At 69.6% G+C, this 25,679-nt stretch carries 26 protein-coding genes; 8 read left to right on the top strand and 18 right to left on the bottom strand.

The window, feature by feature from the left end; all coding sequences use genetic code 11:
* Position 1 precedes the first annotated feature (1 nt).
* The 3 genes from ACWGLC_RS04100 to ACWGLC_RS04090 all read right to left on the bottom strand — a co-directional run bounded on the left by ACWGLC_RS04100 (position 2) and on the right by ACWGLC_RS04090 (position 1,353).
* Positions 2–685 carry a response regulator transcription factor gene (locus tag ACWGLC_RS04100; protein WP_230930078.1) on the bottom strand — a complete coding sequence of 228 codons (684 nt, stop codon included), beginning with the start codon at positions 683–685 and terminating at the stop codon, positions 2–4.
* Between the two features lie 185 nt (positions 686–870).
* The gene (rpmF, locus tag ACWGLC_RS04095; RefSeq protein ID WP_230930079.1) at positions 871–1,041 is read right to left on the bottom strand and encodes a 50S ribosomal protein L32; all 171 of its coding nucleotides are present in this window, start codon (positions 1,039–1,041) and stop codon (positions 871–873) included.
* Positions 1,042–1,092: 51 nt separating this feature from the next.
* Complete coding sequence (locus ACWGLC_RS04090) at positions 1,093–1,353, bottom strand: type B 50S ribosomal protein L31 (protein ID WP_230930080.1); 261 nt, start codon at positions 1,351–1,353, stop codon at positions 1,093–1,095.
* Positions 1,354–1,740: 387 nt separating this feature from the next.
* On the opposite strand from ACWGLC_RS04090, the gene rpmB reads away from it, so the two are divergent.
* From rpmB to ACWGLC_RS04065, 5 genes are all read left to right on the top strand, one after another.
* Positions 1,741–1,977, top strand: coding sequence for a 50S ribosomal protein L28 (rpmB, locus tag ACWGLC_RS04085; RefSeq protein WP_230930081.1), 237 nt, complete (start codon positions 1,741–1,743; stop codon positions 1,975–1,977).
* Position 1,978: 1 nt separating this feature from the next.
* Entirely contained in the window at positions 1,979–2,143 is a 165-nt protein-coding gene (gene rpmG, locus ACWGLC_RS04080) for a 50S ribosomal protein L33 (RefSeq protein WP_010542298.1), read from the top strand.
* A gap of 3 nt (positions 2,144–2,146) precedes the next feature.
* Positions 2,147–2,452, top strand: a complete 306-nt coding sequence (gene rpsN / locus ACWGLC_RS04075; protein ID WP_182633241.1) for a 30S ribosomal protein S14 — start codon at positions 2,147–2,149, stop codon at positions 2,450–2,452.
* Positions 2,453–2,462: 10 nt separating this feature from the next.
* On the top strand, positions 2,463–2,720 hold the full coding sequence (gene rpsR / locus ACWGLC_RS04070) for a 30S ribosomal protein S18 (RefSeq protein WP_230930083.1): 258 nt from the start codon (positions 2,463–2,465) through the stop codon (positions 2,718–2,720).
* A gap of 188 nt (positions 2,721–2,908) precedes the next feature.
* Entirely contained in the window at positions 2,909–3,874 is a 966-nt protein-coding gene (locus tag ACWGLC_RS04065) for an AEC family transporter (protein ID WP_452098685.1), read from the top strand.
* A gap of 39 nt (positions 3,875–3,913) precedes the next feature.
* Here ACWGLC_RS04065 and ACWGLC_RS04060 read toward each other — a convergent pair whose 3' ends face one another.
* The 9 genes from ACWGLC_RS04060 to ACWGLC_RS04020 form a co-directional block, all read right to left on the bottom strand.
* Positions 3,914–4,699 (bottom strand): CPBP family intramembrane glutamic endopeptidase, encoded by a 786-nt coding sequence (locus tag ACWGLC_RS04060; RefSeq protein WP_452098684.1) that lies wholly within the window; start codon positions 4,697–4,699, stop codon positions 3,914–3,916.
* Positions 4,700–4,877: 178 nt separating this feature from the next.
* Positions 4,878–5,543 carry a 3-oxoacid CoA-transferase subunit B gene (locus ACWGLC_RS04055; protein WP_230931551.1) on the bottom strand — a complete coding sequence of 222 codons (666 nt, stop codon included), beginning with the start codon at positions 5,541–5,543 and terminating at the stop codon, positions 4,878–4,880.
* Positions 5,543–6,319: a CoA transferase subunit A gene (locus tag ACWGLC_RS04050; RefSeq protein ID WP_452098683.1), complete on the bottom strand. Its 777-nt coding sequence runs from the start codon at positions 6,317–6,319 to the stop codon at positions 5,543–5,545. Before ACWGLC_RS04050 ends, ACWGLC_RS04055 begins: the two co-directional genes overlap by 1 nt.
* Positions 6,320–6,364: 45 nt before the next feature.
* Positions 6,365–8,014 (bottom strand): AMP-binding protein, encoded by a 1,650-nt coding sequence (locus ACWGLC_RS04045; protein WP_452098682.1) that lies wholly within the window; start codon positions 8,012–8,014, stop codon positions 6,365–6,367.
* A 28-nt stretch (positions 8,015–8,042) separates the two neighbouring features.
* Complete coding sequence (locus ACWGLC_RS04040) at positions 8,043–8,927, bottom strand: HpcH/HpaI aldolase/citrate lyase family protein (RefSeq protein ID WP_452098681.1); 885 nt, start codon at positions 8,925–8,927, stop codon at positions 8,043–8,045.
* Complete coding sequence (locus tag ACWGLC_RS04035) at positions 8,924–9,436, bottom strand: MaoC family dehydratase (RefSeq protein ID WP_344988179.1); 513 nt, start codon at positions 9,434–9,436, stop codon at positions 8,924–8,926. Before ACWGLC_RS04035 ends, ACWGLC_RS04040 begins: the two co-directional genes overlap by 4 nt.
* A 2-nt stretch (positions 9,437–9,438) precedes the next feature.
* Positions 9,439–10,584 carry an acyl-CoA dehydrogenase family protein gene (locus ACWGLC_RS04030; protein WP_452098680.1) on the bottom strand — a complete coding sequence of 382 codons (1,146 nt, stop codon included), beginning with the start codon at positions 10,582–10,584 and terminating at the stop codon, positions 9,439–9,441.
* Positions 10,577–12,664 carry an acetyl/propionyl/methylcrotonyl-CoA carboxylase subunit alpha gene (locus ACWGLC_RS04025; protein WP_452098679.1) on the bottom strand — a complete coding sequence of 696 codons (2,088 nt, stop codon included), beginning with the start codon at positions 12,662–12,664 and terminating at the stop codon, positions 10,577–10,579. The genes ACWGLC_RS04030 and ACWGLC_RS04025 overlap by 8 nt, the downstream gene beginning before the upstream one ends.
* 8 nt (positions 12,665–12,672) lie before the next feature.
* Positions 12,673–14,247, bottom strand: coding sequence for a carboxyl transferase domain-containing protein (locus tag ACWGLC_RS04020; RefSeq protein ID WP_452098678.1), 1,575 nt, complete (start codon positions 14,245–14,247; stop codon positions 12,673–12,675).
* A 283-nt stretch (positions 14,248–14,530) separates the two neighbouring features.
* Here ACWGLC_RS04020 and ACWGLC_RS04015 point away from each other — a divergent pair, with 283 nt between their 5' ends.
* Positions 14,531–14,821, top strand: coding sequence for a DUF1540 domain-containing protein (locus ACWGLC_RS04015; protein WP_230931414.1), 291 nt, complete (start codon positions 14,531–14,533; stop codon positions 14,819–14,821).
* Between the two features lie 117 nt (positions 14,822–14,938).
* Here ACWGLC_RS04015 and ACWGLC_RS04010 read toward each other — a convergent pair whose 3' ends face one another.
* Complete coding sequence (locus ACWGLC_RS04010) at positions 14,939–15,616, bottom strand: hypothetical protein (RefSeq protein ID WP_452098677.1); 678 nt, start codon at positions 15,614–15,616, stop codon at positions 14,939–14,941.
* 165 nt (positions 15,617–15,781) lie between these two features.
* On the opposite strand from ACWGLC_RS04010, the gene ACWGLC_RS04005 reads away from it, so the two are divergent.
* Positions 15,782–17,245, top strand: a complete 1,464-nt coding sequence (locus ACWGLC_RS04005) for an amidase (RefSeq protein WP_452098676.1) — start codon at positions 15,782–15,784, stop codon at positions 17,243–17,245.
* Positions 17,246–17,248: 3 nt separating this feature from the next.
* Here the strand turns inward: ACWGLC_RS04005 and ACWGLC_RS04000 are convergent, their stop codons facing one another.
* Complete coding sequence (locus ACWGLC_RS04000; protein ID WP_452098675.1) at positions 17,249–17,716, bottom strand: Lrp/AsnC family transcriptional regulator; 468 nt, start codon at positions 17,714–17,716, stop codon at positions 17,249–17,251.
* Positions 17,717–17,884: 168 nt separating this feature from the next.
* Here ACWGLC_RS04000 and ACWGLC_RS03995 point away from each other — a divergent pair, with 168 nt between their 5' ends.
* Entirely contained in the window at positions 17,885–21,526 is a 3,642-nt protein-coding gene (locus ACWGLC_RS03995) for an indolepyruvate ferredoxin oxidoreductase family protein (protein WP_452098674.1), read from the top strand.
* 92 nt (positions 21,527–21,618) lie between these two features.
* Here ACWGLC_RS03995 and ACWGLC_RS03990 read toward each other — a convergent pair whose 3' ends face one another.
* From ACWGLC_RS03990 to leuC, 4 genes are all read right to left on the bottom strand, one after another.
* Positions 21,619–22,818 carry an MFS transporter gene (locus ACWGLC_RS03990; protein ID WP_452098673.1) on the bottom strand — a complete coding sequence of 400 codons (1,200 nt, stop codon included), beginning with the start codon at positions 22,816–22,818 and terminating at the stop codon, positions 21,619–21,621.
* Between the two features lie 43 nt (positions 22,819–22,861).
* Complete coding sequence (locus ACWGLC_RS03985; RefSeq protein WP_452098672.1) at positions 22,862–23,518, bottom strand: RraA family protein; 657 nt, start codon at positions 23,516–23,518, stop codon at positions 22,862–22,864.
* 109 nt (positions 23,519–23,627) lie between these two features.
* A complete protein-coding gene (gene leuD, locus ACWGLC_RS03980) occupies positions 23,628–24,227 on the bottom strand; it encodes a 3-isopropylmalate dehydratase small subunit (RefSeq protein ID WP_452098671.1) in 600 nt (199 codons plus the stop codon).
* 4 nt (positions 24,228–24,231) lie between these two features.
* A complete protein-coding gene (leuC, locus tag ACWGLC_RS03975; RefSeq protein ID WP_452098670.1) occupies positions 24,232–25,635 on the bottom strand; it encodes a 3-isopropylmalate dehydratase large subunit in 1,404 nt (467 codons plus the stop codon).
* Positions 25,636–25,679 lie beyond the last annotated feature (44 nt).

Here is a 25,679-nt window from a genome sequence, read left to right as displayed (position 1 = left end):
GCTACGGCGTCTCGCGCAGCACGTATCCGACACCACGGACGGTGTGGATGAGCCTGACCTCTCCCTCTCCCTCGGTCTTGCGCCTGAGATAACCGATGTAGACCTCGAGCGCGTTGCCGGAGGTCGGGAAGTCGTAGCCCCACACCTCTTCGAGGATGTGGCTGCGTGTCAGCACCCGTCGCGGGTGGTGCAGAAGCAGCTCGAGCAGCGAGAACTCGGTGCGGGTGAGCTGGATCCGTCGTTCGCCTCGCGTGACCTCCCGGGTCGCGAGGTCCATGCGCAGATCCTCGAACTCCAACACCTCGTCGGCGTCCTCGGACTCGGGCCCCCGGCGGCGCAGCAGTGCCCGCAGACGCGCCAGCAGCTCCTCCAACGCGAACGGCTTGGGCAGGTAGTCGTCGGCGCCGGCGTCGAGCCCTGCCACCCGCTCGGACACCGCATCACGGGCGGTGAGCATCAACACCGGCAGGTCGTCGCCTCGGCTACGGAGGATCCGGCACACCTCGAGGCCGTCCCGACGGGGCATCATCACATCGAGGATCACGGCGTCGGGACGGTCCTCGTCCACCATCTCGATGGCCTCGATCCCGTCACCGGCCAGGTCGACCTCGTATCCGTTGAACGTCAGCGAGCGTCGAAGCGATTCGCGCACCGCCTGGTCGTCGTCTACCACGAGGATCTTCATGACGCTCAGTCTCGCGCACGTGCCTGAACCCCTGCTGAGGAATCACAGGGTGACGCTGAAGACGGCCCCTCAGACGCCGACGAACCCGGTGGCTCCCTGAGGATCCACCGGGTTCGTGACGGGCGTGTGCGTGCGGCGCGCCGGGCACCGCCGTACTCGGCTGATCGGAATCAGCCGGAGGCGGTTCAGCGGTCGAGGTCGACCAGGCCGAGCTTCGCGGCCTTCACCAGACGACGGGGAAGGACGACGGCGCGGCCGTCGACCTTGGTCTCCTGGAGGGCGACGTTGTCAGCCTTCCACTGCGAACGACGGGAATGGGTGTTGGCGCGCGAGAGGCGGCGCTTGGGAACTGCCATGATGTGTGTCCTCGGGTTAAAAGGTGGATCGGGGCGCGTGCGCCCCGCGGCTCACTTGGCGCGGCGGGTGCGGTTGCCGTAGCGGCGCTGGAACTTCTCGACGCGGCCGGCGGTGTCCATGACACGCTGCGCGCCGGTCCAGAACGGGTGCGACTCGCTGGTCACGTCCACGACGATCAGCGGGTAGGACTGGCCGTCCTCCCACTCGACCGTGCGGTCGCTGGTGGCGGTGGAACGGGTGAGGAACTTGGTGCCCGTGCCCGAGTCCTGGAAGACCACCGGGTGGTAGTCGGGGTGGATATCGTTCTTCATAACTGGATCCCTCTAGCTCGGTAGAAGACTGTGGGTCTGGCGCTCGCCCCACGAGTGGGGCGCGCTGTGGCCAGTGGCCGAACCGGGGAGTCCGGTCTCAGCACACGCATCGGTAGATCGTACCCGTATGATGGCCGAGCACCCAATTCAAGCACGGACGCCCGCCGCCCGGCGCGGCGTGAGCGGCGGCGATACCACCACTGACGTGCCGATTACCGTTTCGGGCCACCGGCTGCGTAAACTAGACCATCGCTGTTGTCTGCACGTTTGCAATCGCCTCTCAAGGTGTTCGCGACGTGGCGATCCGCTCTTGCTCCGGCCCCGGCCGGAGGACGAGCGTTCCTCCGCCGCGCGCCACCGAGGACGGGGCGGAAGGAGAACCACGCCATGTCGGCGCATTGCCAGGTAACGGGACGGAAGCCGGGTTTCGGCAAGTCCGTCTCGCACTCACACCGCAGGACCAACCGTCGCTGGAACCCGAATGTCCAGCGTCGTAGCTACTTCCTGCCCTCCGAGGGTCGTCGCGTCACGCTGACGGTCTCGACGAAGGGCATCAAGACCATCGACCGCGACGGCATCGAGGCCGTGGTGGCCCGTATCCGTGCCCGTGGGGAGAAGATCTGAGATGGCCCGTAACGACATTCGTCCCATCATCAAGCTGAAGTCCACGGCCGGTACCGGGTTCACGTACGTGACCCGCAAGAACCGTCGTAACAACCCGGACCGCATCGTCCTCAAGAAGTTCGACCCGGTCGTCCGTAAGCACGTCGAATTCCGAGAGGAGCGCTGACCCGTGGCCAAGAAGTCCAAGATCGCGCGCAACGAGCAGCGCAAGGCTAAGGTCGCCCGGTTCGCCGAGCGCCGCGCCGAGCTCAAGGCAATCATCAAGAACCCCGAGAGCTCGGACGAGGCACGTATGGATGCCCAGACCGCACTCAACAAGATGCCGCGTGACGCCTCGCCCGTGCGGGTGCGTAACCGCGACGTCGCCGATGGCCGCCCGCGCGGCTACCTCCGGAAGTTCGGCCTTTCCCGCGTTCGCATGCGCGAGATGGCCCACCGTGGCGAGCTGCCCGGTGTCACGAAGTCGAGTTGGTGAGTAGGTAATCATGGCTAAGGCACGTAGCACCCCGTCCAAGAAGGCCCGGGCCCAGGAGGGCCGCCGGCCCAAGAAGAACCCCTTGAAGGTCGCCGGCATCGAGACCGTCGACTACAAGGACGTCAACACCCTCCGCACGTTCATCTCCGATCGTGGCAAGATCCGTTCGCGCCGCGTCACCGGCCTGACCCCGCAGCAGCAGCGTCAGGTCGCCGTGGCGGTCAAGAACGCCCGCGAGATGGCTCTGCTGCCCTTCACCAGCCGCTGAGTCGTCGCTAGGCGCGGTCTCAGACAGCGCCCGCTCGTCCTGCGCGTGCCCACCGGGCCGCCGACTTAAGGCAACAGCAACCCGATCGGGGCTGTGCCTCCTGAACAAGGAGCGCACGGCCCCGATCGGCGTTACCGCTGGTCTCCCCCGCGCCCCCTCCCGCCGCCTGATCCGAGGAGCTCCCCACCGTGGCAGGTGTCCTGAACGGCTTCGCCGTGATCGTCGCACTCGTCGCCCTGGGCTGGTTCCTCGCCCGGACCGATGTCCTCGGCAGCGACGCCCGGCTGGTCCTCAACCGGCTGGTGTTCTTCGTCGCCACCCCGGCACTGCTGTTCGACGCGCTCGCCCGCACCACGCTCGACCAGGTCTTCACCGGCGTGTTCGTGGTGTCCGCGGTCTCCGCGATCATCATCGCGGTCCTCTACATGGCCATCGCCCGGATGTGGCTCCGACGACCCGCGTCCGACCTGGTGATCGGCGCGTTGTCCGCCGGGTACGTGAACTCGGCCAACCTCGGCATCCCCATCGCCCTGTATGTCCTGGGCGACCTCGGCTTCGTCATGCCACTGCTGTTGTTCCAGGTGGTCGTCCTCCAGCCGATCGCCATCGCGGTTCTCGAGCGCGCCCAGGCGCGGGATGCCGACCGGACGGACGGCACCCACGGGAACGGGGGCGCCCTCAGCGGTGCCCTGGGCGCACTCGTGCAGGCCATCCGCACCCCGATCGTCCTGGCGGCGCTCGCGGGGGTCGTGATGGCTGCCGTGCCGTGGACCCCGCCGGAGACACTGCTGGAGCCGGTGAAACTCATCGGCCAGATCTCCGTCCCCGGCGCGCTGTTGGTGTTCGGCATGTCGCTCTACGGCGTGAAGGTCCTCGAAGCCGGGGCGTCACCACGCCGCGAGATCTGGCTCGCGAGCGTTCTCAAGCTCATCGCGCACCCGCTCCTCGCCTACGCCCTCGGCGCCGGGCTGCTCGGGATGCAGGGCCACGAGCTGCTCACCGTGGTGGTGGCGGCCGCGCTGCCCACCGCACAGAACGTGCTCGTCGTGGCCACGCGCTACGGACACGGGATACTCCTCGCACGGGATTCGGCGGTCATCACCACGCTCGGTGCGTTGCCGGTCCTGCTGCTGGTCTCCGCGCTCCTCGCCTGAGGCCGGGCCCGGCCCGGCCCGGTCCGGCCCGGTCCGCGGTCAGAGTGCCCCGGCTCCGGCCACCACACCCGTGAACACGATCGCGTTGTTCACCCCGTGCAGCACGATCCCGGGCACGATCGACCGGTACCACTCGGCCATAGCGCACAACGCGATCCCCACCACCAGCAGGTACGGCAGCGCGGGCGGCACGAAGTGCACCGCCGCGAACACGCCTCCCGCGAGCGTGATGCCCACCGCGGCCCGGTACCTCGCCCGCAGGGCCGGCAGCACGATGCCTCGGAACACGATCTCCTCGACGACAGGTACGAGAACGGCCACGGTGACCAGGCCCAGCACGACGTAGGCCGGGCCGCCGGAGACGAGGTCGCCGAGCGCCTCCGAGACCGCGTCGTCCCCCGTCTCCCCGGCGGGGGCGAGCGGGAGTAGGACGAACATCGAGGCCACCATGCCCGTGCCCATCACCGCCGGGATCTGCCACAGCAGATGTAGAGGCGACCTATCCGGACGTCGCAGGCCGAGGTCCGCCCATCTCAGCCACCGTCGGCGCAGCAGGTGGGTCCGGACGGCGGCGAGCGCGGCCACCGCGGTGCCGGCCAACACGGCCAGGGCCAGCGGGGCGGCGGGTGGTCGTCCACTTCCCCACTCCCGCACCGCGAGCATCCCGAGAATGACGACGACGACGGCGCCGACGATGTAGACCAGCACCCAGCCGAGAGCAGCCACCGCGACCCGCCCCCGGATCGGTGTCGTCCAGAGTCCCGGGGCGCCGTGTGGTGCGCCGGTGGCCGGAAGCGGCTGTCGAGGCCCGGGGAGGTTGTTCACGGCCTCCAGTCTGCCCGGGCAGCCGGCCCCGGCCCGGAAAGGGTGCGGCCCGGAAAGGGAGCGACCCGGAATGGGTGCGGTTCGCCGATCCGCGGGCCGCACCACGCCGGCGCCCCGGCCGGCACGAGGGTGCCGACCGGGGCGCCGGTTCCGGGCCCGGCCGCCGCCGGGGTCGGTGTCACTTCAGGTGGTCGGCCACCTCGAAGGGTGCATCCGTGGCGGCCGTGATCTGCTCGAGGGTGACGCCGTCGACCAGCTCGATCAGGGTCAGGCCGCCGGAGTCGCGGTCGAACACGCCGAGCTCGGTGATGATGCGGTTCACGCATCCCAGCCCGGTCAGCGGCAGGGTGATCTCGGAGACGATCTTGGACGAGCCGTCCTTGGCGACCTGGTCCATGACCACCACGATCCGACGAGCACCCACGACGAGGTCCATCGCCCCGCCCATGCCCTTGACCATGGCCCCGGGCACCATCCAGTTGGCGATATCGCCGGCGGGGTTGACCTGCATCGCGCCGAGGATCGCCACATCGATCTTGCCGGAGCGGATCATCCCGAAGCTGGTCGCCGAGTCGAAGATCGACGAGCCGGGCAGGGTCGTGACGGTCTCCTTGCCGGCGTTGATCAGGTCCGGGTCCACCTCGTCGGGGTGCGGGTACGGTCCGATACCCAGCAGGCCGTTCTCGGACTGGAGCGTCACCTCGACGCCCTCGGGGACGTAGTTGGGCACCAGGGTCGGCAGGCCGATCCCCAGGTTGACGTACTGCCCGTCGGACAACTCCAGAGCCGCGCGGGCGGCCATGGCCTGACGGTCGCGGCGGGCGGGCGTGGCGGTGTTGCTCATCAACGCTGTCCTTCCGAGGGCGGGTTGGTGGTGGTCTTCTCGATCCACTTGGTCCCGGCGACCTGCTCGGGCGTCAGTTCCACCAGGCGGTGCACGAAGATGCCGGGCAGGTGGATGTCGTCCGGCGCGAGCTGGCCCACCTCGACGACCCTTTCGGCCTCCACGATGCACACGCGGCCGGCCATCGCGGCCAGCGGCGAGAAGTTCCGGGCGGTGAGGTTGAACCGCAGATTGCCGCTGCGGTCGGCCACCGCGGCCCGGATGACGGAGAAGTCCGCCTCGATGGCCTGCTCGAGCACGTAGGTCTCCCCGCGGATCTCACGGGTCTCCTTGGGCGGGGACTGAAGAGCCACGCCACCGTCGGAGTCGTACCTCCACGGCATCCCGCCGTCGGCGACGAAGGTGCCCACGCCGGTGCGGGTGAAAAACGCCCCGATCCCGGAGCCGCCGGCGCGCATCCGCTCGGCCAACGTGCCCTGCGGGGTCAGTTCGACCTCCAACTCACCGGACAGGTACTGGCGGGCGAACTCCTTGTTCTCCCCCACATACGAGGCCACGATGCGGCGCAGCTTGCCGGTCTCGAGAAGAATCCCCAGGCCCTTACCGTCGACACCGGCGTTGTTGGAGAACACCTCGAAGTCCCCCACGTCGCGCGCGGCGAGCGCCTCGATGACGACCTGGGGGATCCCCACCAGTCCGAACCCACCCGCGGCGATCGACGCCCCGGCCGGGATATCCGCGACGGCCTCCGCCGCGGTCATGATCTTGCTGGACATACACTCACTCCTTGCTCAGGGGCGTCAAGAACGGGTGCGGGCCTGTCAGGCCAGCCCGAGGATCTCGATCGCGGTCTCACGCATGTCGACCTTGCGGACCTTGCCGGTGACCGTCATGGGGAACTCATCCACGACGTGGACGAACTTCGGGATCTTGTGGCGGGCGAGCTTGCCGGTGGCGAACTCACGGACCTCGTCTGCGGTCAGATCGTCCCGTCCCGGCTTGAGCCGGACCCACGCCATGAGCTCCTCGCCGTACTTGGGGTCAGGAACGCCGATCACCTGGGCGTCGAGGATGGCCGGGTGGGTGTAGAGGAACTCCTCCACCTCGCGCGGGTAGATGTTCTCGCCGCCGCGGATGACCATGTCCTTGATCCGGCCGGTGATCCTGACGTACCCGTCGTCGTCCATCTCCCCGATGTCGCCGGTGCGCATCCATCCGGCCTCGTCGATCGCCTCGGCGGTCTTGTCCGGTTGGTCCCAGTAGCCCAGCATGACGCTGTAGCCCTTGGTGCAGAACTCGCCGGCCTCGCCGCGCGGGAGGGTCTCGCCGGTGCCCGGATCGATGATCTTGATCTCCAGGTGCGGGCCGACCCGACCCACGGTGGAGACGCGGCGGTCGAGCGAGTCGTCGGACCGGGTCTGCGTCGAGACCGGCGAGGTCTCGGTCATGCCGTAGCAGATCGACACCTCCTCCATGTGCATCTTCTCGATCACCTGACGCATGGTCGACTCGGGGCACGGCGAGCCCGCCATGATCCCGGTCCGCAGCGTCGACAGGTCGTAGGAGTCGAAGTCCTGCAACGCGAGCTCGGCGATGAACATCGTCGGCACCCCGTAGAGGCTGGTGCACTTCTCCTCCACCACCGCGCGCAGCGACGCGACCGGGTCGAATGCCGGGCCGGGGATCACCATGGCGGAGCCGTGCGTGGTGCACGCCAGGTTGCCCATCACCATGCCGAAGCAGTGGTAGAAGGGCACCGGGATGCACACCCGGTCGACCTCCGAGTAGTTGACCAGCTCGCCCACGAAGAACCCGTTGTTGAGGATGTTCGAGTGCGAGAGCGTCGCGCCCTTGGGAAAGCCCGTGGTGCCCGAGGTGTACTGGATGTTGATCGGGTCCGACGACGACAACCCCGCCCGGATCTCCGCCAGCTCCTCGGTGTGGGTCGGCCCGGACATCATCGACTCCCACTCCTCGTCACCGAAGAGGACGACGAACTCCAGGTCCGGGCAGTTCGGCTGCACCTGGGCCAGCATGCCCGTGTAATCAGAGTCCTTGAACTGGGGCGCCGCGACGACGGCCTTGAGCCCCGCCTGCTTCAGCACGAACTCCAGTTCGTGGACCCGGTAGGACGGGTTGATGTTGACCAGCACGGCGCCGATCTCCGCGGTGGCGTACTGGATCATCACCCACTCCCAACGGTTGGGCGACCAGATACCCACGCGGTCGCCCGCCCGGATCCCCAGCCGGTGCAGGCCGGACGCCAGCCGGCGCACATCGGCGAGGAACTCGGCATAGGTCCACCGGCGTCCGGCCTGCACGTCGACCAGGGCGTCCCGATCCCCGAACCGCTCGACCGTGGCCGCGAGATTGTCGGGGATCGTCTGCGTGAGCAGAGGGATGTCTGTCTCCCCGCGCGTGTGGGACACCGCGGGATCGAGTGGTGTGGAATCGAGACTTGAGGTGGTCATCTCGGTGCTCCTCGGGGGCGGGGCCGGATCAGGCCCGGGGGGTTGTCACTTCGGTGGCGGCGGCCGCGCGACGTATCGTCGACTCGGCCTGGCGGAAGACCGGACCGTCGACCATGCGACCGTCCAGCTGGAACACGCCCTGGTTGTGTTCCGCAGCGGCGAGGACCTTGCGGGCCCAGGCCACCTCGTCGTCGTCGGGCGCATAGGCCTCACGCACCACCGCCACCTGGGACGGATGGATGCACGCCGTGCCCACATATCCCTGGGCGACGGCGTCGAGCGCCTCGGCGCGCTGACCTTCGACGTCGGCGATGTCGAGATGGACCGAGTCCACCGCCCACCGCCCGAACGCGGCCGCGGCGAGCGCGACCCGGGTGCGGGCGTGGCGTGGGACGTCACGGTACTCCCCCGCCACCCGCGGCCCGCCCTCCTCGGCGGCGGAGAACCGGCTGGTCGACCCGCCCATCGCGGCGAGCAGATCCTCGGCTCCCCACATCAACCCGGCGCAGCCCGGCGCGGAGGCGATCTCCTCCGCGCGGACCACGCCGAGCGGGGTCTCCACCAGCGCCAACACCGCGGCGCCGGTCGCCGAGTACAGGTCGGTGACCTGCGCGGCGGACTCGGCCTTCGCGAGCATCACGCACCGGTAGCCGGTGGCGGTGAAGGCCTCCAGGTCCTCGGCGTGGTCGGAGGTGTCGACCGGATTGACGCGCACGATCGTGCGGTCGGGATACAGGTCCGAGGACCGCAACGCATCACGCGCGGCGGCCCGCTTCGCCGGCGCGACGGCGTCCTCGAGGTCGACGATCACCACGTCCGCCCGCTCGGCGGCCTTGGCGTACCGCTCCGGGCGGTCCGCCGGGCAGAACAACAGCGCCGGGCCGGGCGGGATCCATGCGGGTGCGCCGCTCATGCCGATCCCTCTCCGGTGGGGCGCTTGCGGACCAGCGTCTTGCGGACCGCCTTGGCGACGATGTCGCCGTGCTGGTTGCGACCGATGTGCTCGAGGGTGACGATGCCCTCACCCGGCCGCGACTTCGACTCGCGCTTGTCGGTGCAGATGGTCTCCGCGTACAGCGTGTCGCCGTGTAGAACCGGCTTGGGGAAGTTGACCTCGGAGAACCCGAGATTCGCCACGATCGTGCCCTGCGTGAGCTGCGCGACCGACAGGCCGACCAGCGTGGACAGGGTGTGCATCGAGTTCATGAGACGCTCGCCGCCGAAGCCCGGCTGCTCGGCCGACCACGCCGCGTCCAGGTGCAGGGCCTGCGTGTTCATGGTGAGCGTGGTGAACAGGACGTTGTCCGCCTCGGTCATCGTCCGGCCGGGGCGGTGGAGGTACGCGGTGCCGACCTCGTACTCCTCGAACCACAGGCCGCGCTGGACGACCTCCTTGCGCTGCTGCGCACTGTTGTCCGACATGACTACAGCCCCAGTCCGCGCGCGATGAGCATGAGCTGCACCTCGGTCGTGCCCTCGCCGATCTCGAGGATCTTCGAGTCGCGGTAGTGGCGGGCGACCGGGTACTCGTTCATGAAGCCGTAGCCGCCGTGGACCTGCGTGGCGTCGCGGGCGTTGTCCATCGCGGCCTCGGAGGCGACCATCTTGGCGATCGCGGCCTCCTTCTTGAACGGCTTGCCGGCCAACATGAGTCGCGCGGCCTCGTAGTAGGCGCAACGCGCCGTGTGGGCGCGGGCCTCCATACGAGCGATCTTGAACGCGATCGACTGGAACGAGCCGATCTTCTGGCCCATGGATTCGCGCTCGCGCGCGTACTTGACCGACTCGTCCACGCAGCCCTGCGCGGCACCCGTGGCCACGGCGGCGATGGCGATCCGGCCCTCGTCGAGGATCGACAGGAAGTTCGCGTAGCCGCGCCCCTCCTCGCCCAGCAGGTTCTCTACCGGCACCCGCGCGTCGGCGAAGGTCAGCGGGTGGGTGTCGGACGAGTTCCAGCCGACCTTGTCGTACGCCGGCTCGGCCGTGAAACCGGGGGTGTCGGACGGGACGATGATCGTCGAGATGGCCTTCTTGCCGTTCTCGCGCGTCCCCGTGACGGCGGTGACGGTGACCAGCGAGGTGATGTCGGTGCCCGAGTTGGTGATGAACTGCTTGTTGCCGTTGATCACCCACTGGTCGTCCTCACGCTTGGCGGTGGTCTTGGTGGCACCGGCATCCGAACCCGCGCCGGGCTCGGTGAGGCCGAAGCCCGCGAGCTTAGTGCCCGCGGCCAGGTCCGGTAGCCACTTCTGCTTCTGCTCTTCGTTTCCGAAGTGGAAGATCGGCATCGCACCCAGGCCGACGCCGGCCTCGAGGGTCATCGCGGTGGACTGGTCGACACGACCGAGCTCCTCGAGTGCCAGCGAGAGGGCGAAGTAGTCGCCGCCCATGCCGCCGTACTCCTCCGGGAAGGGCAGGCCGAACAGGCCCATCTGACCCATCTGGGCCACGACCTCGTAGGGGAAGGTGTGATCGCGGTCGTGTTCCGCCGAGGCCGGGGCGACCACCTTGTCGGCGAAGTCGGCGACCGTCGACTTGAGATCTGCGTAGTGCTCTTCCAACTCAGGCATCGGATTCTCCTTCGGATTCCTCGGTGGAGGGGTGGGGCTCGACGGTCGCGAGCAGATGATCGGCGGGCACCTGCTCGCCTTGGCGGACGTGGACGCGGGCCACGCCGTCGATCGGCGCGGTGAGCGAGTGCTCCATCTTCATGGCCTCGACGGCCAGGATGTTCTGGCCGGCGGTGACCTCGGCCCCGTCCTCCACGAAGCAGGCGATCACCGAACCCGGCATGGGGCTGAGGATCTGACCGTCGGCGGCGCCGGCGTCGTGGATCCGGGAGTCGATGAGCGGCAGCAGGCGCAGGTCCCAGGTCCCGCCGTCGCCCGCCACCCAGTACGTGTCGGAGCTCTTGGGATCCGTGGACCGCACGATCGTCCAGCGCTGCTGGGTGCTGTCGACGGTGAGCCGGAGCGAGGCCCCGTCCCGGGCGACCCGCGCCCGGTGGCGCGACGAGACCGTCGGCTCCTCGGCGGAGCCGATCGTCGCGTCGGTGATGGTGACCTCGGCGTCGTCGGGCGTCCCCTTGAGTCCCACCGTGACCGGATCGGTCCCGGGCCCGGTGTCCAGCCGCGTCCACACCTCGGCGCGGCCTCCGACCCGCCAGCCGTTGGGCACGTCCCACGGCCCACGGCGGTCGGCGGGCACCCTGGCCCAGCGCTCCTCGGTGCGGTGCATGGCCACGGCCACCAGCGCGCCCTCCGGCGCGGGGGCGGCGGCGTAGTCGTCGACACTACGGTCGAGCAGCCCGGTGTCCAGGTCACCGGCCACGACCTCGGGGCGGGAGAGCAGGAAGCGGCAGAAGTCGACGTTGGTGCGCAGGCCCAGCACGTGGGTGCCGGCCAACGCCGAGTCGAGTCGTGCCAGCGCCTCGGCGCGGTCGGCGCCGTGGGCGATGACCTTGCCGAGCATGGGGTCGTAGTCACTGCCGACGACTGTTCCCACCCGCAGACCGGAGTCCACGCGGATCCCGCTGCCCGACGGCTCCTCGAGACCGAGCACCGTGCCGCCGGTGGGCAGGAAGCCCTTGGCCGGGTCCTCGGCGTAGACGCGGGCCTCGATCGCGTGGCCCGTGAGGTTGATGTCCTCCTGGCGCAGCGTCAGCTCCTCGCCCGCGGCGATGCGGACCTGCCAGTCGACCAGGTCCACGCCGGTGACCATCTCGGTGACCGGGTGCTCCACCTGCAGGCGGGTGTTCATCTCCATGAAGAAGAACTCGTCCGGGGAGTGTGCGGAGACAATGAACTCGACCGTCCCGGCGCCGACGTACCCGACCGAGCGGGCCGCGTCGCAGGCCGCCTGACCGATGCGCTGGCGGGTGGCCTCGTCGAGCAGCGCGCTGGGCGCCTCCTCGATGACCTTCTGGTGGCGCCGCTGGAGCGAGCACTCGCGCTCTCCCAGGTGGACGATGTTGCCGTGGGTGTCGGCCAGGACCTGCACCTCGATGTGGCGGGGGGTGTCCACGAACCGCTCGAGGAACAGCGTGTCGTCGCCGAACGCGTTAGCCGACTCGCGCCGCGCCGAGTCCAGGGCCGCCGGCAGGTCAGCCGGATCCTCGACGCGCCGCATGCCCTTACCGCCGCCGCCGGCGGACGGCTTGACGAGAACGGGGTAGCCGACCTCGGCCGCGCCGGCGACCAGCTCGTCGTCGGTCAGTCCCGGCCGGGAGATGCCGGGCACGGTGGGCACGTCGCGAGCGGTCACCGCGGCCTTGGCGGTGATCTTGTCACCCATCGTCTCGATCGCCGAGGCCGGCGGGCCGACGAAGATCAGACCCGCCTCCTCCAGCGCGCGGGCGAACTTCGCGTTCTCCGACAGGAAGCCGTACCCCGGGTGGACGGCCTGCGCGCCGGTCTCGCGGCACGCGGCGATGACCTTGTCGATGTCGAGGTAGGACTGCGACGCCTGCGCCGGGCCCAGCCGGACCGCGGCGTCCGCCATGCGCACGTGCAGCGCGTCGGCGTCGGCATCGGAGTAGACGGCGACCGAGCGGATACCCGCGGCGCGGAGTGAACGGATCACGCGGCACGCGATCTCACCGCGGTTGGCCACCAGGACGGTGTCGAGCTTCTGAGGCAGTTTTTCTGACATTGGTCTGCTCACATCCTGAAGACGCCGTTGTTGACCGGCTCGAGGGGGGCGTTGGCGGCCGCGGCGAGCGCCAGGCCGAGGACGGTGCGGGTGTCGGCGGGGTCGATGATCCCGTCGTCCCAGAGGCGGGCCGTGGAGTAGTACGCGGTGGACTGCTCCTCGAACTGCTCCCGGATCGGGGCGGTGAACTCCGACTGTTGCTCGTCGGTCCACTCCCCTCCCGACTTGGTGACCTGCGCCGCGCGCACCGAGGCCAGGGTGTCGGCCGCCTGCGGACCACCCATCACGGCGATCTTCGCGTTGGGCCACATCCACAGGAAGCGCGGCGAGTAGGCGCGGCCGCACATCGAGTAGTTGCCGGCGCCGAACGAGCCGCCCACGACGATCGTGAACTTGGGCACCCGGGCGCACGCCACGGCGGTGACCATCTTGGCGCCATTCTTGGCGATCCCGCCCGCCTCGTATTGGCGGCCCACCATGAAGCCGGTGATGTTCTGCAGGAAGACCAGCGGGATCCTGCGGCGATCGCACAGTTCGATGAAGTGCGCCCCCTTGAGGGCGGACTCGGAGAAGATCACGCCGTTGTTGCCGATGATCCCGACCGGGTGACCGTGGATCCGCGCGAACGCGGTGACCATCGAGCTGCCGTAGTTCTCCTTGAACTCGGTGTACTCGCCGCCGTCCACGATCGTTCCGATGATGTCGCGCACGTCGTACGGGGTGCGCGAGTCGGTCGGGACGAGGTCGTACAGGTCCGTCTGCGGGCGGGCCGGCTCACGCGGCTCGAGGACGTCCCAGTCCGGGGCGGGCGAGGGCGGGCAGGTCGCGACGATCTCCCGGACTTTCATGAGCGCGTCGTAGTCGTCGTCGGCCAGGTGGTCCACCACACCGGAGGTCTTGGCGTGGAGATCGCCGCCACCCAGCTCCTCGGCGGTGACCTCCTCGCCCGTCGCGGCCTTGACCAGCGGCGGACCGGCCAGGAAGATCGTGCCCTGATTGCGCACGATCACGGCCTCGTCGCTCATCGCCGGCACGTACGCGCCACCGGCGGTGCACGAGCCCATGACCGCGGCGATCTGCGGGATGCCCTTGGCGGACATCGTGGCCTGGTTGTAGAAGATGCGGCCGAAATGGTCGCGGTCAGGGAAGACCTCGTCCTGCTGGAGCAGCATCGCGCCGCCCGAGTCGACGAGGTAGATGCACGGCAGGTTGTTGGCCAGCGCCACCTCCTGGCCGCGCAGGTGCTTCTTCACCGTCATGGGGTAATAGGTGCCGCCGGAGACCGTCGCGTCGTTGGCGATGATCAGGCACTCGCGGCCGGAGACCCGGCCGATGCCGGCCACGACACCCGCGGCGGGGGCTTTGCCGCCGTACATCTCCTCCGCGGCGAGCGGCGAGAGCTCGAGGAACGGGCTGCCGGGGTCGAGTAGGACGTCGACACGTTGGCGGGCGAGGAGCTTGCCCCGCTCGAGGTGTCGGGTCCGGGCCTTCTCGCCGCCGCCGAGCGCGGCGCGGTCGAGGCGGGCACGCAGGTCGGAGAGGAGCTCCTCGTGCGCCTGGCGATTGGTGGTCGCGGAAGTCATCTGCGCCGCTCCCTTTCAGTTAAGTCGGATTAACTGAAATCGACGATAGTGCCGCGCCTCACAAATGTCCAGAGCGGATTCGCACACACCGCCCGCCCCGGCCGCGGTGACTCCTCGACGAACGCAAGCGGAACCGGGGGCAGCCGCGCCCCGACGATGCCGTTCCCGCAGGCCAGAAGCTTAGGCTTGGCTCATATAGCACAGCCTTACTTTGGTTGCAAGTCGGACCGATCCGGTGTTGACTCTGATCCACACATCCGACGCGACGCGAGGAGCGATCGTCATGGCCACTCTCACCGGAATCAGCACCTGCACCGTGACCGCGTGCTCGTTCAACAGCGAGCAGAACTGCAACGCGGGCGCCATCACGGTCGCCGGCGCGCCCGATCACGCCGAATGCGGCACCTTCATCTCACTGGACGTCCGCGGTGGCCTCCCCACCGCCGCCGCCCACGTGGGCGCCTGCCAGCGGGTCGAGTGCGCACACAACAAGGACCTGCTCTGCTCCGCCGAGTCGGTCACCATCGGCTCCGGCGCCGACACGGCCGACTGCCTCACCTACACCCCGGCCTGACCGGCGCCGCGCGTCCGGCCTCCCAGCTCCTCAACCCACGAAACCGGCTCCCGACCTCGCGAGGTCGGGAGCCGGTCGTGCGTGTGCGGTCGGACGCCGACGACGACGAGCGCCGCGTCAGCTGGCGCGAGCGACGTACTGACCCATCTCCCGGACCACGTCCCCCGCATTCTCCGCACGGGCCAGGAACGGGAGGTGGATGACGTCGGCGTCAACGCCCAGTGCGGTGATCAGGTGGAGCCCTTCGGCGTCCACCCCGAGCACGTAGGGCGGACTGTCCGGATCGCCGGCGCCGGCGAGGGCGGCCAGCTCGCCGCCGAAACGAGCCCGGATCTCGTCCGCCAGGCCGGCCGATTCGACCGCGAGCGGATCGGACGGCACCGCGTCGAGCAGCCGTGCGTCGACCGTGCCCGCGTGGCCGAGGCGCTTCACGTCCACGTCACCGAGCTGGATCTCGATCTCGACCACCCAGCCCTCGCCCTGTCGCGCCGCCCGGGCGACGCCGAAGGCGTAGAGGCTGGCGACGTGGACCCTGGCCTCGACGATCGGGGCGTACTCGTCGATCATCACCACGACCTCGACGGACTCACCCGGCGCGACCATCAGGCCCGACCAGGGCGCCGGCGTCCCGATCACGACGATCGCGCCTTCGCCGATCCAGCGATGTCCCGCCGAGACCATGACGTCCGAGCGGTTCTTGCTCCCGCGCACGGCGACCGTGGCGACGCCGGTGCCGTCCAGGAGTCGGCGCGCGCCCGCGGTGATCGGGCTCGACGTGATCGGGTGCACTGTCATGAATCGTCCTCCACAGCCGGGTCACACCTCACCGTCGATGACGGCGCCACGGAAGCGCATTAGGTGACCCTCGCCTTACTTAGGTACCCCTAAACTGCCTGATCGACCCTGAGGATGTCAATAGTGAGTTCCCGCACGGCGCAAGAGCACCCCTAAGGTGGGGTCGTGATCGACGCCACTGCCAGCACTTCCGGCAACGACACCCGTCGGGTGCATGCCTTCCACGACGATGCCCTCGGCTACGACGACGCGACCGCCGTGGCCGAGCGGATCCGCACCGGCGAACTCCATCCGGTCGAGGCGATGCAGGCGGCCATCGCCCGAATCGACTCCGTCGAGCCCGCCCTCGGCACGCTGGCGTTCAGCGACACCGGCCGGGCCGTCCAGCGGGCCCGGGCTTTCGGCGAGCACGTGCGTGGCCCAGAGGGGATCCCCCGGCTCGCCGGCGTGCCGAGCGCGTTCAAGGACAACGTCGCTGCCGCCGGGATGCCCACCACCATGGGCTCCGACGCGGTGCGTGCGAGCCCGGCAGACTCGGATGGCCCGGTCGTGCGCGAATTGAGTGCGACCGGGTTGATCCCGGTCGGGATGACCACCACCCCGCCGTTCGGCTGGACGGCGGCGACCGAACGCCAGGGTGGACGCGTCACCCGCAATCCGTGGGATGTCCGTCGCACGCCCGGAGGCTCATCGGGAGGCTCGGCCGCGCTCGTGGCCGCGGGCGCGCTGCCGATCGCGCACGCCAACGACGGCGGCGGTTCCGTGCGGATTCCCGCGGCGGCGACCGGGCTGGTCGGATTCAAGCCCAGCCAGGGCCGCCACTCCCACGAGCCCTACTCCAAGAACATGCCCATCCCGATCGTGTCGCAGTCGGTCGTGACGAGATCCGTGCGCGACACGGTGAACTTCTGGGCCGCGTTCGAGGCCCGGCGGCCGGCGACGAAGGTCGCACCGATGGGGCAGATCGCGCCCGCTCCCGACCGGCGGCTGCGGATAGGGATGGTCGAGCAGAGCCCCGCGGGCGGCCCCACCGACGCCGCCACCCTCACCGTGCTGCGCCTGGCCGCCCAGCGCCTCGAGGAGCTCGGACATCGCGTGGACCTGATCGAGGCGCCCGTCCCGTCGACGTTCGAGGACGACTTCAAGGCCTACTGGGGCCTGCTCGCCCTGGCCACGTCCAAACAGGGTGCCTCACTCTTCGGCGAAGGCTTTGACCCCGCCGAGCTCGACGCCTTCACCGTGGGTCTCGCGGCCCAGGCGCTCAGGCGTCTGCACCGGGTCCCAGGTGTGCTGCTGCGCCTGAACCGGATGCGGCGGCGCCACGACGCGATGTTCGGCGACCGCGACCTGATCCTCAATCCGGTGGTCAACCACGAGACGCCGGAAGTCGGCTACCTGGACGCCGACCAGGATTTCGACCAGCACATGGAGCGGGTCGCGAACTGGGTCACGTTCACTCCGGCCCAGAACGTGGCGGGCTCACCGGCCATCTCCCTACCTGCCGGGGCCGCGCCGGACGGGATGCCGATCGGCGTGCAGCTCAGCGCCCGTATCGGTCACGATCGCACCCTCCTCGAGATCGCCTCCGAGTACGAGGCCGCCTTCCCGTTCGCCCGGATCTGGGAGTAGCGCTCAGCCCTCGAGCAGCTGGGTCACGCGGGGCCCGACCCGCTGGCGCAGGATCACCTCGGTGCGGGTCCGCAGCACGCCGGGCGTCGAGATGATCGCGCTGAAGACCTCTTCGAGGTGCGCGTGGTCGCGCGCGACCACGCGGCAGACGATGTCGAACTCGCCGGCCACACTCATCACCTCGAGCACCTCACGCACCCGCGCCAGGCCATCGCACGTCTCCTGCAGCTTGGCCTGCGCCATCTGGATGTGGACGAGCGCGCCGAGCGGGTAGCCGAGCGCGGAGGCGTCGAGGGCCGGCGCCCAGGAGGCGAGCACGCCGCGCGACTCGAGCTTGTCGAGCCGAGCCTGTGCGGTGCCGCGGGCCACGCCGAGGCGACGCGAGAACTCGCGTACGCCGACGCGGGGGTCCGCCATGACGATCGACAGCAGCCGCCGGTCCGTGTCGTCCAGGTTGGGTGAGAAGTCCATGTGTCCAGAGTAGAGGACGAACTAGTGGACATGGTGTTCAATCTCGTTCCCGTGCCGGCGCGCTCGATGTACAGACTGCCCGGCCGTCCGCTGGCCACGTGACGGGGTTCACAGGACGGCCTAGCCTGGAGATCCTGATCACAAGTTTCCCAAGGCTAGGTGTGAATCATGACCTCCCTTCTCGGCTCCCCCAACGGCACGCACGACGACCTGCCGCGGACCGGCCAGGCGGACGCCGGCTCCTTCTCCCTCTCGGACCGCTACACCCGCGAGAGCGGCACCGTCTACCTCACCGGGATCCAGGCTCTGGTCCGCACCGTCCGTGACCGCGCGCGCCTGGACCGTAGACAGAACCTGCTCACCGCGAGTCTGGTGAGCGGCTACGAGGGCTCGCCGCTGGCGGGCTACGACCTCGAGCTGGCCAAGCGCGGCGCGTTCCTCGACCCGTACGACGTCGTGCACCGCCCCGCCCTCAACGAGGAGGCCGGCGCGACCGCGGTGATGGGCTCGCAGATCGCCCGTCGCACCGGCACCCTGCGCTCGACCGCCCACACCGGCGGTGCTCCCCTGGATGGCGTCGTGGGCTACTGGTACGGCAAATCCCCCGGCCTCGACCGCGCCTCGGATGCCATCCGACACGCCAACCTCATCGGCACCGATCCGCACGGCGGCGCCGTCGCCCTGGTCGGCGACGACCCCGGGGCCAAGTCCTCGACCGTCCCGTGCGCCTCCGAACTGGCATTGGCCGACCTCTACCTGCCCACGTTGTACCCCGCCGACTCGCAGGACGTCCTGGACTTCGGCGTCCACGCCGCAATCCTGTCCAGGGTCTCCGGCCTGTGGTCCGCCATGAAGATCTCCTCGCACGTCGCGGACGCCTCGTCCACCGCCCTCGTGGACCCGGACCGGATCCTGCCCGTCTACGGTGACCTCGGCGTGAGCCCGCACGTCCCGTCCGGCCAGCTGCTCGGGTCGAGTCTGATGGAACTGGAGCAGAACCAGCTCACCATCCGGATCCCTCGCGCCCTCGAGTACGCACGACTCAACAAGCTCAACCGCATAGTGCAGCGCACCGCCGACGACCGGATCGGCATCGTCGCCTCCGGCAAGAGCTACCTCGACGTCCGGGAGTCCCTCCGTCGGCTCGGCCTCGACGATTCGGAACTCGCGCGCCGCGGCATCCGGATCCTCAAGCTGGGCATGGTCTACCCGATCGAGCGCACCGTGCTCGACGAGTTCATGACCGGTCTCGACGAGGTGATCGTGGTCGAGGAGAAGCGGGACTTCATCGAGACCATGATCCGCGAGATCCACTTCCGCCGCCCCGACGTCGCCAACGTCGTGGGCAAGTCCCACGAAGACGGCTCCACCCTGTTCAGCCGATTCGGCGAACTCGACGTGGACGCCGTGACCCGGGGCCTGGCACAGCGGCTCGGCAAGGTCCACGGCATCGAGTCCGCACAGGCGTGGCTCGACGGCCCGGGCCGCGGCCGCTCGCGCATCACGCTGCCACTGGCCACCACCCGGTCCCCGTACTTCTGCTCGGGCTGCCCACACAACAGCTCCACCAAGGTCGCCGACGGCACCCTGGTCGGCGGCGGCATCGGCTGCCACGCGATGGTGCTGACGATGGACGAGTCGCAGGTCGGCAAGGTCACGGGCGTCACCCAGATGGGCGGCGAGGGCATCCAGTGGACGGGCATGTCACCGTTCCTCGAAGAGCGCCACATGGTGCAGAACGTCGGCGACGGCACGTTCATGCACTCCGGATCTCTCGCTCTGCGCGCCGCTGTGGCCGCGGGCGACAACATCACCTACAAGTTGCTCTACAACGGCACGGTCGCCATGACCGGCGGCCAGGACCCGGTCGGCGAGATGTCGCTCCCGGAGATCCTTCGCCTGCTCCAGGCCGAGAAGGTCGCCAAAATCGTCGTGACGACGGACAACGTCAAGGCCACCAGGGCACAGGGCGTCCCGCGAGGCGTCGACGTGCGCGACCGGGTGGACACCCTCGAAATCCAGCAGGAGCTCGCGGCCGTCCCCGGCGTCACGGTGCTGGTCCACGACCAGTACTGCGCCGCCGAGAAGCGTCGCCACCGCAAGCGCGGTGACTATCCCACCCCCGCCGAAAAGGTCGTGATCAACGAGCGAATCTGTGAGGGCTGCGGCGACTGCGGCAAGAAATCCAACTGCCTGTCCGTCCACCCGGTCCAGACCGAGTTCGGCCGCAAGACCCAGATCGACCAGTCCACCTGCAACTTCGACTTCTCGTGTCTGCAGGGCGACTGCCCCGCATTCGTCACCATCGTGCCGGGAGACAGGACCGAGCGGGTCGCCACGGCCCCCGCGCTCGGTGCCGGCGACATTCCCGAGCCGGCCCGATCCGAGGTGGATCCCGACCGTGGCTTCTCACTCCGCCTCACCGGGATCGGCGGGACCGGCATCGTCACGGTCTCCGCGGTCCTGGCCACCGCCGCCGTGCTCGACGGGAACTCGGCACGCACTCTCGACATGACCGGGCTCGCCCAGAAGGGCGGTGCCGTGGTCTCCGACGTCCGCGTGAGCCGCACCCCGCTGGAGCAGCCACCCAAGATCGGCGCGGGCGACTGCGACCTCTACCTCTGTTGTGACGGCATCGTCGGTGCGGACAACGCCCACCTCAAGGTCGCGAACCCGGATCGCACCACCGCGGTCGTCTCCACCACGCAGATCCCGACCGGGAAGATGGTCATCGACACCGCCGTACACTTCCCCACTGATTCGGACATCCAGGCCGTGATCGACCGCGCCTCTCGCCGTGGCCTCTACCTCGACCCGGGCGACACGACGGAGAAGCTGTTCGGTTCCACGCAGACGTCCAACATGCTCATGGTGGGCGCCGCGTATCAGAGTGGCGCGCTGCCCGTCTCCGCGGAGGCCATCGAGCAGGCCATCGAGCTCAACGGGGTGGCCGTGGAGCAGAACCTGCAGGCGTTCCGCCGTGGCCGTCAGACCGTCGCGGATCCCGCCGCGGTGTCCGCGCTCGTCGCCGAGCTGCACCAGCCGGTGTCGACGGCGACCGTCGACCGGCATGTGGCCTCGCCCGCCTGCGAGCGTCTGCTCGCAGGACTCGGGGCCGATGCCTCCGACGAGCTGCGCGCTGCAGTGGCGCTGCGGGTCGACGAGCTCATCGCCTTCCAGGACGAGGCCTACGCGGCCGACTATGTGCGACGCGTGGAGCAGATCCGCGCGGCCGAGGCCTTGAAGGATGAGCGCACTGCAGGTGGCCCGGGCGCCGCCGGTGACACGGCGGGTGAACAGCTCACGCTCGCGGTGGCCAAGCACCTCCACAAGCTCATGGCATACAAGGACGAGTACGAGGTCGCCCGCCTCGCCGTGGACCCGGAGTTCGCTCAGCAGATCGCCGAGGACTGGGGCGAAGGCGCGGTGGCCAGGCTCAAGCTGCATCCGCCGACACTGCGCGCGATGGGCATGAAGAAGAAGATCTCGATCGGCCCCAAGGCCATGCCGGCCATGAAGGCGCTCGCGAAGATGAAGCGTCTGCGGGGCACGCCACTCGATGTGTTCGGCTACGCCGGTGTCCGCCGGGTCGAACGCGAGCTGCTGGCCGAGTACCGCGGCCTCGTCGACGAGCTCACCGCCGAGCTGCGTCGCGTGGGCCCGGTCGGCAAGGACGCCAGGTGGACCGCGACCGCGGTCGCGCTCGCCGAGCTGCCGGACATGGTCCGCGGCTACGAGCACGTCAAGCTGGACAACGTGACCCGATACCGGGAGGAGCTCGCCGCCCTACGCCCGCAGCTCGACGCCTGACGCCCCTCACGCAGCCCGCGATCCGAGAACCCCTCGGCCCGCGGGCTGCGTCGTCCGCCCAGGGGGATTCAGCTCCAGGTGCGATCCGCCCGTCAGTTCCTGGGCAGGACAGCGGCCACGAGCACGGTCGCGACCGCCGTGAGCCCGAGGACCATCCCGACCGTCCCGGCCCACCCACCAGCCGCGAGGAACGTCCCGCCCAGGAACCCGAAGACCGACGATCCGCCGTAGTAGCCCAGGTTGTAGAGCGACGTGGACTGCGCCCGCCCGGCGACCGCCGAGGACCCCGCCCAGCCCGCGGCCACGGCGTGGGACGCGAAGAACCCGGCCGTCAGCACGACGACCCCCGGCACTATCACCCAGAGACTCGGCACGAGGGTCAGTGCCACCCCGCCCGCCATCAGCAGGTTTCCGCCGATGAGCACCGGTTTGCGTCCCAGCCTGGAGGCGAGTACTCCGGCGCGTGGGGACGACACCGTCCCGGCGAGGTAGGCGAGGAAGATCAGGCCGGTGAGCCAGAGGGGCAGCGCGTACGGCGGCGCGGACAGGTGGAACCCCAGGTAGTTGTACATGGCGACGAACCCGCCCATGGTGAGCATCGCCTGCAGGTAGATCACGATCAGCGCCGGCGAGCGCAGGTTGCCGACGAGCCGACCGACCGCCTCGCGGACGGTGGCGCGTCGCGGGGTGAAGTTGCGCGCGGGTGGGGCCGTGACGAGGAAGACCGCGACCGCGGCCACGGCGATCGCCAGCACCGCGAGCATGCCGATCTGCCAGCCAAGCCACTCCCCGAGCGGCGCCGCGACGATCCGGCCGGTCAACCCCCCGATGGTCGTCCCGGCGACGTACGTGCCCGCGGCCACCGCCGAGACGCCGGGCCGGATCTCCTCGCTGAGGTACGCCACCGCGAGAGCGGGAACACCGCCGAGCATCGCGCCCTCGAAGAACCTCATGACCAGGATCAGGGGGAAGCTCGGCATGACCAGTGCGAGCACCGCGAACACACAGGCCAGAGTGATCGCGACGAGCATCGCCGGACGCCGGCCCACCGCGTCGCCGACGTATGACCACGGGATGACCCCGACGGCCAGTCCCAGTGTCGCGGCCGAGATCATGAGCGATGCGGCGTCCGCGCTCACCCCCTCGTCGGTGGCGATGAGCGGCAACAGTCCCTGCGGCGAGTACAACTGGGCGAACGTCGCGATACCGATGCACAGCAGCGCTAGCTGCATCTGCCGGAACGCCGGGCTCCCCGGGGCGATCCCGGATCCGACGTCACTGGCACTGTCCACCGGCCCACTGTACGACCGGCCGCGTCGTGGCCGGCCCCGGGAGTCAGGCGGGGGTGGACCCACCGGCCGTGTGTGCGACCAGGTCCTCGAGGGTCTCGGCCGCATCGATCACCGCGATCAACCGCTCCTCCTCGCGCTGAGCGCGCTCGCAGAAGCTCACGACCTCGGCCACGGCGGCGAACGGGATCACCGCGACGCCATCCCGGTCGGCGGCCACGACGTCGCCCGGACGCACGGTCACACCGGCGAGGTCGACGGGGCCGTTGAGCTCGGCCACCTCGAGGCGGTACCGCGCAGCCCGCGGGACCGAACCCACGCTCCACACGGGCAGCCGCACCTGCATGATCGACGCGGTGTCGCGCACGGGCCCGTCGACCAGGCAGCCCGCGATCCCGGCCTTGGCAGCCCACTTGGCCGACAGCGCCCCAACGACCGCGGCATCGGTGGAACCGCCGCAGTCCATCACCGCGACGTCCCCGGGCCGCCCGAGTCCGTAGAGGTCGCGGTCGCCGAAGACCCGGCCACGGCCGGCCTCCCGGTTGGTGGAGACGTCGCCGTCGAGCCGGCGGTAGCGGAGGGTGACGACCTGTCCGACGACGACGAGGTCCGGATCCAGTGGTCCGAGGCGTTCGGTCGGGACACACCCTCCCACGCCCAGCTCGTCGAGTGCGTCAGCGACAGCGGACGACACATCAGGCACGGACCGGAGCCTCGGCAGAAGATCGGCGGGGGCCTCGGGATACTCGTCGTCGTCATCAGGGCCTCGTCCAGTCGACCAGTGAGGCGGCGACGCACGTCGGGCACGCCGTTCACGCCCCGACGCGTCGTGCGGTCGGCAGAGTGGGCCTCCGCCGGGCCTCGAACGCGGCGATGTCGGCGGCGTACTCGAGGGTGAGGTCGATGTCGTCGGTGCCGTCGAGCAGGCGCTGCCGGTGGGTCGGGTCGACGGTGAAACCGAAGGTGAGGTCGCCGGCGCGCACCAGCTGTTCACGCAGGTTCACCGTCACCTCGAGGCCGGGGTCCTGGTCGATCTCCTTCCAGATCTGCTCGATCTCCCCGCTGTCGAGCTCGACGAGGAGCAGGCCGTTCTTGAAGGAGTTTCCGGTGAAGATGTCGCCGAAGCGGGGCGCGAGGACCGCACGGAAGCCGAAGGCCTGCAGCGCCCAGACGGCCCACTCGCGCGAGGACCCGCAGCCGAAGTTCTCGCCCGCCACCAGGACCGACGACCCGGTGAAGGGTTCGATGTTGAGGACGAACTCCGGGGACTCCCGCCAGTCGGCGAACAGTGCGGCGTCGAGCCCGGACTTGTCCACGCCCGAACAGAACCGGACGGGGATGATCTGGTCGGTGTCCACGTCGTCGACCTCCATCGGCGCGGCGACACCGGTGTACTTCTCGAACTTCTCCATGGTCCTACCCCTCCAGCTGGGACGGTGCGACGAGACGGCCGGCGACGGCGCATGCGGCGGCGACGGCCGGCGACACGAGGTGGGTCTTGATGCCGGGTCCCTGACGGCCCTCGAAGTTGCGGTTGTTGGTCGAGGCGGTGCGCCGCCGGGGCGCGTACTTGTCCTCGTTGAGGCCCACGCACAGTGAGCAACCCGAGTGCCGGAGCATGACACCGGCGTCCGCGAACACCCGGTCGAGGCCCTCCTCGATCGCGCGGCGCCGCACCTGCTCGGACCCGGGCACCAGCACGACCTCGACCCCGTCGGCGACCCGCCGGCCCTCGAGCACGGCTGCCGCGGCGCGTAGATCCTCGATGCGGCCGTTGGTGCAGGAGCCGATGAACACGGTGTCGATCTCGACGTCCGACATCCGGGTCCCGGGCTCGAGTTCCATGTAGGACAGCGCCCGCTCGGCGGCAGCGCGCTCGGCGGCGTCGGTGAACTCCTCCGGGTCGGGCACGCGCCCGGCCAGCGAGACGGTCTGGGCGGGCGTGGTCCCCCAGGACACGCGCGGCACCATCCAGGCCGCGTCGAGGTGGACCTCCTTGTCGAAGGCCGCGTCGGGATCGGACCGGAAGGTCTTCCAGTACTCGACCTCGGCGTCGAACGCCTCCCCCGACGGCACGTGCGGGCGGCCGCGCAGGTACTCGAAGGTCTTCTCATCGGGGGCGACCAGGCCCGCCCGGGCCCCGGCCTCGATGGTCATGTTGCAGATGGTCATGCGGGCCTCCATGGACAGGCCGCGGATGGCCTCGCCCTGGTACTCGATGACGTAGCCCTGGCCGCCCGCGGTACCGATGGCCGCGATGATCTCGAGGATGAGGTCCTTGGCGCTCACGCCGGGCGGCGGGGTGCCGTCCACCACGACCCGCATGTTCTTCATCTTCTGCATCCACAGCGTCTGGGTGGCCAACACGTGCTCGACCTGGCTGGTGCCGATACCGAACGCCAGCACGCCGAACGCGCCGTTGGTGCTGGTGTGAGAGTCGCAGCAGACCAGGGTCATGCCGGGCTGCGCCAGGCCCAACTCCGGGGCGATCACGTGGGCGATCCCGCGCTGCCGGTCACCCGGCGCGTAGAGCTCGATGCCGAAGTCAGCGCAGTTGCGCTTCATCAGCTCGATCTGGCGGGCGCCTTCGACGATGGTCGGGACGCGTAGGTCGTCGTCCGTCGCGTTCTGATGGTCGATCGTGCCCAGGGAGAGCTCCGGTCGACGAACCGTGCGGCCGGCCTCGCGCAGGTTGGAGAACGCCACCGGGGTGTTGACCTCGTGGATCAACTGCATGTCCACGTAGACGAGGTCCGGGCCCTCCTCCGCGGAGGCCACCGTGTGCTGTCTCCAGATCTTGTCCGCCAGTGTCTCGGCCATCGGATCCCCTTCTCACCTACAGGTCCGCGCTGATGTCGCGCTGT

This window comes from Dietzia sp. NPDC055877, from assembly GCF_053615975.1.
This window is presented reverse-complemented; position numbering and strand designations above follow the sequence as displayed.